This window comes from Priestia filamentosa, assembly GCF_900177535.1.
Lineage (GTDB): Bacteria > Bacillota > Bacilli > Bacillales > Bacillaceae_H > Bacillus_I > Bacillus_I filamentosa.
Window position 1 is genome coordinate 385268 of record NZ_FXAJ01000002.1, and the last position, 10818, is coordinate 396085.

General features: G+C 34.5%; 13 protein-coding genes. 10 read left to right on the forward strand and 3 right to left on the reverse strand.

Annotation, left to right across the window (positions count from 1 at the left end; all coding sequences use genetic code 11):
* Positions 1 to 8: 8 nt before the first annotated feature.
* A complete protein-coding gene (locus B9N79_RS09045; RefSeq protein ID WP_046217174.1) occupies positions 9 to 803 on the reverse strand; it encodes a nucleotidyltransferase domain-containing protein in 795 nt (264 codons plus the stop codon).
* A gap of 138 nt (positions 804 to 941) precedes the next feature.
* Here B9N79_RS09045 and B9N79_RS09050 point away from each other — a divergent pair, with 138 nt between their 5' ends.
* The 8 genes from B9N79_RS09050 (at position 942) to B9N79_RS09085 (ending at position 6387) form a co-directional block, all read left to right on the forward strand.
* Positions 942 to 1424 (forward strand): DUF456 domain-containing protein, encoded by a 483-nt coding sequence (locus B9N79_RS09050; protein ID WP_026009729.1) that lies wholly within the window; start codon positions 942 to 944, stop codon positions 1422 to 1424.
* 142 nt (positions 1425 to 1566) lie between these two features.
* The gene (locus B9N79_RS09055) at positions 1567 to 2769 is read left to right on the forward strand and encodes an iron-containing alcohol dehydrogenase (RefSeq protein WP_046217175.1); all 1203 of its coding nucleotides are present in this window, start codon (positions 1567 to 1569) and stop codon (positions 2767 to 2769) included.
* 103 nt (positions 2770 to 2872) lie between these two features.
* Positions 2873 to 3106 (forward strand): DUF6199 family natural product biosynthesis protein, encoded by a 234-nt coding sequence (locus B9N79_RS09060; RefSeq protein WP_046217176.1) that lies wholly within the window; start codon positions 2873 to 2875, stop codon positions 3104 to 3106.
* Between the two features lie 65 nt (positions 3107 to 3171).
* A complete protein-coding gene (cysQ, locus tag B9N79_RS09065; protein ID WP_046217177.1) occupies positions 3172 to 4014 on the forward strand; it encodes a 3'(2'),5'-bisphosphate nucleotidase CysQ in 843 nt (280 codons plus the stop codon).
* Between the two features lie 236 nt (positions 4015 to 4250).
* The gene (locus tag B9N79_RS09070; RefSeq protein ID WP_040057786.1) at positions 4251 to 4916 is read left to right on the forward strand and encodes a hypothetical protein; all 666 of its coding nucleotides are present in this window, start codon (positions 4251 to 4253) and stop codon (positions 4914 to 4916) included.
* Positions 4917 to 5130: 214 nt separating this feature from the next.
* Positions 5131 to 5580: a hypothetical protein gene (locus B9N79_RS09075; RefSeq protein ID WP_040057785.1), complete on the forward strand. Its 450-nt coding sequence runs from the start codon at positions 5131 to 5133 to the stop codon at positions 5578 to 5580.
* A 58-nt stretch (positions 5581 to 5638) separates the two neighbouring features.
* Entirely contained in the window at positions 5639 to 6013 is a 375-nt protein-coding gene (locus B9N79_RS09080) for an immunity 22 family protein (protein ID WP_019394589.1), read from the forward strand.
* Between the two features lie 17 nt (positions 6014 to 6030).
* Positions 6031 to 6387 (forward strand): Imm3 family immunity protein, encoded by a 357-nt coding sequence (locus B9N79_RS09085; protein ID WP_019394588.1) that lies wholly within the window; start codon positions 6031 to 6033, stop codon positions 6385 to 6387.
* 146 nt (positions 6388 to 6533) lie between these two features.
* On the opposite strand, the gene B9N79_RS09090 is transcribed toward B9N79_RS09085, so the two are convergent.
* Together B9N79_RS09090 and B9N79_RS09095 are read right to left on the reverse strand one after the other, a co-directional pair.
* Positions 6534 to 7301 carry a hypothetical protein gene (locus B9N79_RS09090; protein ID WP_046217178.1) on the reverse strand — a complete coding sequence of 256 codons (768 nt, stop codon included), beginning with the start codon at positions 7299 to 7301 and terminating at the stop codon, positions 6534 to 6536.
* Between the two features lie 440 nt (positions 7302 to 7741).
* The gene (locus B9N79_RS09095) at positions 7742 to 8446 is read right to left on the reverse strand and encodes a 4'-phosphopantetheinyl transferase family protein (RefSeq protein WP_040057782.1); all 705 of its coding nucleotides are present in this window, start codon (positions 8444 to 8446) and stop codon (positions 7742 to 7744) included.
* Between the two features lie 202 nt (positions 8447 to 8648).
* On the opposite strand from B9N79_RS09095, the gene B9N79_RS09100 reads away from it, so the two are divergent.
* Positions 8649 to 9707: a serine hydrolase domain-containing protein gene (locus B9N79_RS09100; RefSeq protein WP_040057781.1), complete on the forward strand. Its 1059-nt coding sequence runs from the start codon at positions 8649 to 8651 to the stop codon at positions 9705 to 9707.
* A gap of 67 nt (positions 9708 to 9774) precedes the next feature.
* Positions 9775 to 10785: a fatty acid desaturase family protein gene (locus tag B9N79_RS09105; protein ID WP_046217179.1), complete on the forward strand. Its 1011-nt coding sequence runs from the start codon at positions 9775 to 9777 to the stop codon at positions 10783 to 10785.
* Positions 10786 to 10818 lie beyond the last annotated feature (33 nt).

The window sequence follows — 10818 nt, forward strand, 5'->3', positions numbered from 1 at the left end:
TTACTTTCTTAAGAACGCCACACTTCCTCTAGCGTATTTTTAAACACCTCATTCAGCTTAGGTGTAGGATCCTCAACTTTTAAATCCAAGCTTTTTGCATATGTTTCTAAACGCTCTAACTCATGGGCTAGAAAATCATTAATAACGTGAATTTTAGGCTCTAAATCAAGCTCAACTCCGGCCATCTTCCGCTGAAGAAGAACGGTAATTTCATCTTTAATTTTACCATCTGGTACTACTCCATCTAACAATTCTTGAAATTCTAACGGAGGAAACTCGTTAAATTGTTCAATCCAGTGTGACGCAAGAACGGGACGAAGAACGTAAAAATATTTTTTGATTTTTACTGTATCTCCTTGTAGAAACTCTCTAAAATTCTTTCTGGCCATATTTAAATAATGATAGATCGCTGACGTTGGAAGAAAAATCTCGTCTACTAGCTCACGAATTTGATTCATCGTTGAAAACTTCTCATAATATACAATTCCTGAGTTTATCCATTCTAGGAGAGGTGGATTTCCTTTTCGAAATAGCTTGAGCGCTTTTGTAAGCTCCCAGCCAACAACGTCTAATTTATCATTAATAGGAAGCTCAATCACGTCTCGTCTCTTGCCAACGCCCATAGGATCAATCACTAAATAATCATCGGGCGTATGAACATAAATAAACCTAACGTCAAAGTCGCTATCTTTAGAAGGAAAGCCCCATGCTCTGCTGCCAGATTCACAAGCATAAAGCACTTTTACATTGTAATTCTTTTCAATTTCCTTAAGTGTTTCCATAATTGTTGCTTCAATGGTCATTTTTAAGCTCCATTCTATCCTTAAACTATCTCCATTATATACCAAGTAAAGAGGTTTTTGCTAAGAGGAATTGCTTATTTCTGCTATACTAGGGTATGATTAAATATCACATGACATTTTGCAGTAGGAGTGGTTTTTATCGATATTTTAGGCTGGATTGTTGTTAGTCTTGTATTTATAGTCGCATATGTAGGGTTAATTTATCCAATTATCCCAAGCGTCTTGTTTATTATAGCTGGGTATCTTTTATATGGTCTGTTTTTCAGCTTTGAACAGTTTTCGATTCTATTTTGGATTATTCAAGCGATGTTCGTTATCTTGCTTTTTGTTGCCGATTACTTTTCCAACTTAGTTGGAGTTAAGCGATATGGCGGTTCAAAAGCAGGGATATGGGGAAGTACAATTGGTCTTCTCGTTGGTCCATTTGTGATTCCTGTTGTTGGCATTGTTGCTGGACCATTTTTAGGAGCGGTTATTGCAGAACTTCTCGTACATAGAAAAAGCATAGGGGAGGCAATGAAGGTAGGATATGGCTCACTGATCGGATTTTTAAGCAGCATTGTTGTAAAAGGTGCTCTCCAGACGATTATGATTGTGTATTTTATCTTTCAAGTACAGTGAAGACAACTCGATAAAGAGTTGTCTTTTTATTTGTGCTAGAAAATAAGAGAAGGGTTGTATTACAATAGAGATAGAGAACCTTGCATCTTAGATTGTAAAAACTTCCTTACTACAATAAAGCGAACATGCAAGGAGGATAAGAATGAAAACGTATTCAAAATTCAGCATGCCAGAGTCTGTTTTTTATGGAAGAGACGCTTTAAAGCAGCTCGGAGATGAAGTTGCTACATATGGGAAGAGGGCGCTTTTAATTAGTGACCGGGTTATGGAGAAAATCGGTCATGTCGGAAAATGTACGGATTTATTAGAAAAGGCAAACGTTGCGTACTCTTCTTACTTAGATGTGAATTCAGAGCCAACAGACTCTCATGTGAAAGAAGCCCTTGATATTTGTATAAAAGAAAAATGCGATGTTGTAATTGCGATTGGCGGAGGAAGCTGCATTGACGCCGCTAAAGCCGTTGCTGTTCTTGCCACAAACAGGGGAGGAATTAACGACTATCTTCACAGCACCTCTGCTCTTACAAAAGAACCGCTCCCACTTGTTACAATTCCAACAACAGCTGGAACAGGTTCAGAAGTTACAAATGTAACGGTTATTACAAATACAAAGGAAGATATTAAAATGATGATTAAACATCCTGCCTTTCTTCCAAAAGTCGCCATTGTTGATCCAATCTTAACCCTATCTACGCCACCTTCTGTTACAGCGGCAACAGGCATTGATGCCCTTTGTCATGCGATAGAAGCGTATCTTTCCAAGCGGTCACAGCCGCTGACTGATAACTTAGCTCTTTCAGCCATTGAAGATATTTTAACGTATATTAAAAGAGCCTATGACAATGGAGAAGACATGGAAGCACGCGAGAAAATGGCAACAGCGTCAATGAAAGCAGGGCTTGCTTTTACAAATGCTTCTGTAACGCTTGTTCACGGCATGTCTCGTCCTGTTGGAGCTTTATTTCATGTTCCACATGGGATTTCAAATGCGATGCTCCTTCCCGCTGTATTGAAATTCACAAAAGAAGAAGCAACAGAGAAACTAGCGGTCATTGGACGTCTTCTTTATCCAGAATCAAAAGCATTTGAAGATGAGAGACTAGCAGATTTAGTGATTCATAAAATCAAATTACTTTGCTCTGAGCTAAACATTCCGAATATGGAGAAATGGGGCATTGATAAAGAAGAGTTCAAACAAGTTGTAGCTAAAATGGCGACGGACGCGCTAGCAAGCGGAAGTCCTGGGAATAATCCAAAAGTGCCGTCGCATGAAGAGATTGTGGAGCTTTATTATACGTGCTATGAGTATGATTTTTCGGTGAATGAGGAAATGTTGAAGTCTTAATCAAAAAAGCAAGGAATCTATCCTTGCTTTTTTATTTTGCCTCTACATACTTAAGGAACTATTCATTATGTTAACCGTATGATTATATAAAGCTTTTCTGGAGGTGGATAGATTGGCTGGCGTTATTCTAAGCTTTATTTTCTTTATCCCTGTATATGTTGTTCTTATTTGGAGCTACTTTGATCCAGAAGAAAGCTTATTATTAGGAAGAAGATGGGTGTATCAAGAAGATCCTGAACCGTCACCCGCTGCAATTCGCTATATTAAAGTCATGTCATTAATCGGCATAGTAGGATTGACATTCGTATTTATTTTCCTATTTATCAAATTTATCTAAAAAGATAACCATATTTTTAGTAAACTAGAAAGATAGACTGATTTACATGAAAGGAGTCAAACGCAATGCCTCATAAAAAAGAAGATGAAATAAATTTACTCAACCTTATCCGTATCGCAATGAACGCAGGAACTGAAATTTTAGGTGTATATGATTCAGAAGACATTGCACTAGAAATAAAAGCTGACGACTCACCGCTTACCTTAGCTGACAAAAAATCACACGAAGTGATCGCAGCTTCTCTTCAGAAAGAGCATCCAACAATTCCACTACTAAGTGAAGAAGGTACACATCTTCCTTATCATGAACGAAAAGAGTGGGACTACTTTTGGGTAGTGGACCCACTAGACGGAACAAAAGAATTTGTGAAACGAAACGGAGAGTTTACCGTTAATATTGCGCTTGTACATAAAAATGTTCCACTCATTGGTGTCATTTACGTGCCGGTTTGGGATACGGTTTATTTTGCGAAGAAAGGGCTTGGGGCTTATAAGTTAGAAAATTGTAAAGAAGTACTCGCAAAAGAAGCCGAATCATTCCAAGAAAAAGCGGAAAAGTTACCGTTAGCACAAGAGAGAAAAGGCTTAAATGTAGTTGCTAGCCGCTCACATATGTCAGAAGATACAAAACAATTTGTGAAAGAACTAGAGAAAGAAGCGGAGGAAGTAAACATTGTTTCTGCCGGAAGTTCCTTAAAGTTTTGCTTAGTTGCCGAAGGAAAGGCAGATGTTTATCCACGCTTTGCTCCAACAATGGAATGGGATACAGCTGCAGGACATGCGATTGTTGAAGAAGCGGGAGGAAAGGTTACAAAGCAAGATGGAACGCCGCTCTTGTATAACAAAGAGGAGTTAGTTAATCCTTGGTTTGTTGTGGAGAGAAAAAAGGAGAAAGTTGTTGGTAAATAGGTAGATATAGAAGGAGAAACCAGCGAAAAACTTGGGGTTTCTCCTTTTATATTAGCACGTACACTTTATGCTCATCAGCTAAGCGTGATGTTGCGAAAGAAAGTTGCTTGAATTATGATAGAGTTACAAAAAGCAGTGATCCCTGTCCTGCTTTTTATTTCTTCTCCGTTGAAGGCCTTGCTTGACTAATAAGAAACGAAGAGAAGGAAACTTTAAAAGGAACTAAAGGTGATAAAATGTTAGATTTACAAAACTATTTTAGTGTATTTGATAAATACGCTCATGACTTTTTAGGAATGGACGAAGAGAATCAACTTCAATTTGAATTGATTTTATCTAGTGAATATATGGCGAGTCAGTCTGTTAAATTTGATTCTCAGTTAAAACCAGTAGAAGTTGTTATTCCATACATAGTAGATAGCGGATATAGATATATTCTGCAGGAATCCTATAGCCTCATGTATATTGATGATGAAGAAAAAGAGAAGCCTACTTCCTGTCCGATCTGTTCATGTGAAGCTCATCTGATGACAAAAGTAGAAGAAGAGGATGAGGAAGCGGTTATCTATGCACATCGCTGTGATTTTTCTCCTGAGTCTATCATGAATGTAATCCAAGAAGTGAAGGAAGATGAAGTCTTACAAGAAAGTGAAGACAATCTTCAAGGCTTACAATTAGAATATAACGAACAGGGACAAATTGGATTCAGTTTCAAAGGTGCTCAGTATGTAGCCGTTGAAGAAGGGGTATTTCATTACCACTTTTCTGCTGATGAAGTTCATTGCTATTTCTGCAGTAAAGGGGAACCTGTGGAAGAGATTGAAGGGGGACAAGGGGTTATCCAACTCTGTCCTGTTTTAACTAAGCATCGGGATAAAATTCTTAAGATGTTGAATGTCTAAATTATAAAATTAGGAAAGTGAGTATTTAGGTTAAGTACCAAAAGTTAAAGATGTTTGAACTTTGTTTGAAAAGTGTGATCGAGCATCTCTTCATAATTCTATTTAAAGATGATAAACAAGGGAACCAGAGACTAGAACATCATTTCATCTCTGGTTCTTTTATTTTGAATTAGAGTGTTAATATTACAATTTTTAAAATTACAGGAGAGTTACTATGTCAAAATATACATATAGATTTGAAGAGAAAGGTGAACGCATCATTATCGACTTATCTCAAAGTCATTTAGAAAACAGCTTTCTTATTGAAATTTCATTGGGATCAGATATTTTAGCAAACTTTAATGATATTGAAGAGAAGTTTATTGCTTATTTAAAAGTCCTAATAGGAGAAGAAGAGATGTACAAAGGAGGAGGTAATACAAGTATAATTCGAGCATATGAGAATTTTACTTTATTCGAAAGCTTATTTTCTGATGGGGAAGAGGAAGTTATTTGTGCAATAGAAACGATAGAGTTTATGAAGTTACTATTAGCTTGGGCTCAGGAGGTTTTTAAGTGTGATAGGAAATATGAAAGGATAAGTGGGGAACAGTTAGAAGAGCAGATGTCTTGGTTGAAAGGAACTTGGGCAAAGGTTAATAAACATAAAGAAAGAATGAGGTAATATATAAAGTTCATTAAGCGAAACGCCAACAAACTCTTTAGAACAGGAGTGAATTTTCATGGAGAAACAAGGAAGCGTTTCAATATGGCTAGGAAATGTGAAGAGAAAAGAAGACTTAGAGGAATATGTTATTTTGAAATATGACGAGGATGGAGATTCTATTCCTTCCTTATTTTTTAGAGATTTTCATATTAATCATTATGAAACAGATGAAGATTTCTTTGAGGTGGAATGGCTAGGAGAGAGCAGCAAAGATATTTCTAAGCTCTTAGAAGGCATATCATATGAGGAAGTCATTGTTCCTAAGGTTAAGAAATATAGCGAACTTAACAAAACTTATAACTCTATTATTCTCATTTATAACTTTGCGTATAGCGGTGAAGTACATAGGTCAGGGGAATTTGATTTCATTAGATGTACTAATTACAACTAAACGATGGAGGCAGGTTTATGGAAAATTGGGAGTACGATGAATTATTCCATACGATTAAAGAATTTTATGAAGAATTTTTAGAAGAAAATAGAGGGTATCGGTATGCTGCGGCAAGATTAGCGAATGAATTTGATAATTTAGGTAAAGTAGAAGATGTTATTGCTGATACGGCTATTGGCGAGATTGTTATGACACACGAAAAAGTATTTGTCGGAACCGTTGAAGGAATTACAAAGAGGTTAAGCTCGTTTCCCTTAGAAGAAGCCATTGGAGAGTTATCGTTAGGTGAAGTTAAAGATTTATCTCAACGAATTGAGCGTGTCTTAAAAGGATTAAGGGAAGTAACGGTGGATTATAATCCGCGTGCGGAATAATACATAAGTAATAAGGGTTGTGGATTATAAAACGTGAAAATCATAAGGCAGTTAAGATGGAAGTTACTTATATAGAATGATAGGAAAGCAAGCAAAAAGAGGATGTTCTGAAAAAAGTAAAATATCCTCTTTTTACTAAACGGAGGTTACTTATTATAATATGGTGGTTCCTCCCCTGAAATAGAATGAAGCGTTAACGAATTTCTTGTAATCTCATAAGAAATTCTATATTCTCCTTTTTCTCCGTCTTTGCTCCACTTTTCTATAAATCTAACCGAGTATGTATTTTTTATAATTTTCTTAGCTCTTGTTTCTCTTGTAATATAGTAACCTTTCTCTTCGGAGTCTACTTTACCACTTTTATGAGGGAATTTGCTTGTAATAGAATGATCATCTATTGCTGATGCTATCGCATCCTTTGCTGTAAATGGAGCTAGGGGCTCTGAAATAGTTGCAAAGTAAATAGAGGAACAGACAATAGGGAGGAGAGAAATGAGCAAAATGTATTTTATAGAACGGCTCTCATCCCCTTGGGTCATTTGCCAATAGTCAACAAGCGCATATAGTATAGCTATGCCAGCAATACATAGGGCAACAAGTGTACTTTTCGAAACCACTCCACCTGTTAAAGCTCCTACTAATCCATGCAGTATAATATAAGTGAATGAGTTCAGGTTGAATTTATTTCGTAAAAGTTCAATAAGAACGGAAACGAGATTAGCATAAATTAAAATTACGGCGCCTACATAGAGACTATAAACGAATAACCATAATATAAACCCTTGCGCTAGTTTATAGTCATTAACACTCGTTTCAACTGAGCGAATCATATATAGAAAAGATAATAAGCATGACACTAATAACGTTACGGAAAACGTATTAAAAACTTTTCTTCTAATGATGGACGAATACAAGACATCTTCTCTCCTTTCAAGCTGATTCTAACATATGTATATTTTTCTTCTAAAGATAAAGAGAATATAAGGTTTAGAAGTTAATACTTTAAATAAGCAAAATCCACAATGAAATAGGAACCGTATTGAGCTCTATTATTATAAAACTAAGAAGTCTGTATATGATTAAGAAAATCAGCTAATGTATATATTTAATAATTGTGCTGCCTTTTATTTTATATGGTTGGCTCTGTTTGATTCAAGTGGGCATGTTTATATAAGATGCACGGAGAGGTAAGGGATACATTAGGTATAACGGGTTACAGTAGTGTTAGAAAAAGAACCAGGGTTTTCTATATTAAAGATTTAATTGATGATGTAGAAAACCTTGCTTTTAATTTAAGGAGATGAAGCAGGGGTGAAATTATAAAAAGTTTGTAAACTCTATGAAAACTCCATTTTTAAAATACTTTAAATCGGTCTATTTTTTGCAATTCTATATGGTTTAAATTCTCTATCTCGTTACTGCACACCCCAATGAAAAAATCATTATGGAATTTGAGTGACTTGAAGTGAAAAGTACTAGAACTTATTTTGCTTTGATTTCTTAATGTGATTTTTCCTTTTCCCCAGCTATCCATATCAAAACCAAAGTCAGAAAAATGAACACTCATACCCTCTCCAGTTGTTTTAACAAAGGCTTCCTTCAAAGTCCAAATTTTAAAGAAAAAAGATAAGCGCTCTTCAAACCTTAAATCTTTATAATATAGGATTTCTTCTTGAGTAAAACAATATTTAGTTATTGACAAGTCTATTAAATGGGCTTTTTCTATATCTACTCCGATTTTTCCATGGGTTGAGATACCACAAAGGATTTTATCAGAGGAATGGGAGAAATTAAAATCTCCGTTAAATAGTTGTGATGACGATAAGTAAGGTCGACCTTTTTCTGTTCTTTCAATTAAAAAATCAGTAGTATTTAATAATTTAGTAAAATATTTGTGAATATAAAGTTGAGCTAACAAGGAACGTTGTCTATCTTCCCAATTATGATAAGCGCTAATTTTGTCTCTTTCATATTTTGGTAAGGACTTTAACTTTTGTCTTAAAAAAGTATTTTCTAAACGATTTCCAAGTGGGATGATAATGAGTTTTGCATTTTCCATGTCTGTTTTCCTTTCTTATAATAGAGAATAAATTTTAAATATAGAATAAAGAAGTGGATTATCATATATTATGAATGATTAAAATTCCAAGGTAAAATGCTAATTTTAAAATATTAGTTTTTTCTGAATTTTATTGCATATTATTTATTACTAAGTTAACATTAATTTGTATTAAAAGAAAATAATAGGAGAGATAAGGGGAATGAAAATCTCAAATTATATTAAAGGAGTTATATTGGAAAATAGTGAAGAACATCCCTTTTCGGGTTCAGTTTTAATTGAAAATAAACATGATGTCTTATTAAAAGAAGGTTTTGGATATGCTAACAGAAATGAAAAATTAGCGATTAACCCTAGTACTATATTTGCTATGGCTTCCGGGTGTAAAATTTTTACATCTATTGCAATATCTAGACTTGTTGAGGATGGTAAATTGACATTTGATACTTATCTGAAAGACTGTTTAGATATCGAGTTTCCTAACTTTTCCCCAGATATCACAATTCACCATCTATTAACGCATACGTCAGGTATTCCGGATTACTTTGATGAGGAAGTAATGGAAGATTTTGAGGAACTATGGCGAGAAATTCCCATGTATTCTATTACTTCTCCCAATGCTTTCTTACCCATGTTCCAAAATCATAAAATGAAATTTGAACCTGGTACTAAGTTCTCTTATAGCAATTCAGGTTTTATTGTTCTAGGACTATTAGTAGAAAAATTAGCAGGTGTATCATTTTCGGAGTATATAAAGAATAATATTTTTAAAGTTTGTGGAATGACAAATTCAGGTTATTATCGAATGGATCAGTTACCTCCAAATACAGCTTTGGGTTACATTGATGATAAAGAGAATGGGTCTTGGAGAACGAACATTTATTCTGTTCCTGTTGTAGGAGGGCCAGACGGAGGAGCGTTTACAACGGTTGAAGATTTATCAGTTTTTTGGAAAGCACTTATGGGAGGAGAATTACTTAGTCCAGATTACCTTAATACATTATTAACAACGCATGTTAAAAGCAATGACTCTACTTCGTATGGATATGGTGTTTGGATTATGACAGAAAAAGATGAAATTTTGAAATATGCTATTTTAGGGTTTGATCCAGGAGTAAGAATGCATTCTTCTGTAAATATAAAAAGCAATGTTCAAACACATATTTTATCCAATATTGAGCAGAGTGTTTATCCTATAGTTTCTCTTGTAGATGAATTGTTTAATGATAACTCTACTCATGATATAGATACTGATAGTTAGAATATTGTAATGAATTTAAGATTTCTTGGCATTCACTGAATCATTAAAATTAAAAAGGAGATATAAAATGGACAATATATCTGTGGATATGGAAAAAGAATTGCCTAAACCTATAAAAAAACACTCATTTTCAAAAGAGATTATAGGAGGAATTCGTGATTTACAAGAGAAAAACAATTGGTACAATTTCTTTGCTATAGGATTAGATTGGTTTATCATCTCTCTAGCTATAATTTTAAATTATATTATTCCCCATATCCTAATGTATCTAGTTAGTATTGTAATCATTGGGAGTCGGATGCGGGGTTTAGATATCATGATGCATGAATCTAGTCATAAAATGCTTTTTAGAAATAAACATTTGAATAAATGGATAGCAAGTTTATTTGCAGCTTTTCCAATATTAATTTCTTATGATGCTTATTGTAAAAGCCATATGAACCATCACAGATTTTTATGGAGTGATATTGATCCTGACAAACAAAGGTATCATATAGTAGGATTAGACTCACCGCCTAACAATAAAATTACTTTTTTTGTTAAGCATATATTAAAACCTTTATTCCTAGTACATGTACCTAACTACTTAATTGGTATGATAAAGGTGACTGCTTATGTAAAAGAGGAATCTAATTCAGACCGAACTATTCGTCTTGCATACTGGGGAATTATTATAGTAGCTTCCATCTATTTTGGTTTTTGGCAAGAATTTATATTATATTGGGTTATACCGTTTCTGACTACTTTTCAAATTTTAAAATATTGGGCCGAAATGGCCGAACATGCAGGTCTTGAATCTGATGAAGAGATATTTGCTTCTAGAAACTCTTTTGGAAATTGGTTTGAACGGTTCATATTACATCCTCATAGAAACTCCTATCATTTAGTACACCACTTGTTTCCTGCCGTTCCACACTACAATATTAAAAAAGCACATTTGATACTTCTGAAGGATGCTGATTATCGAAATGCACATCATTGTACAGGTTTCTTTTTAGCTTCAGCACCAGGATTTTCATCAGTCATAGATGATATTCAAGGACGAATTCCTTTTTGGAATAAAAGGAAGGGGAAGTAGTGCTACATTACATTAAAATTCCACGAAATATTT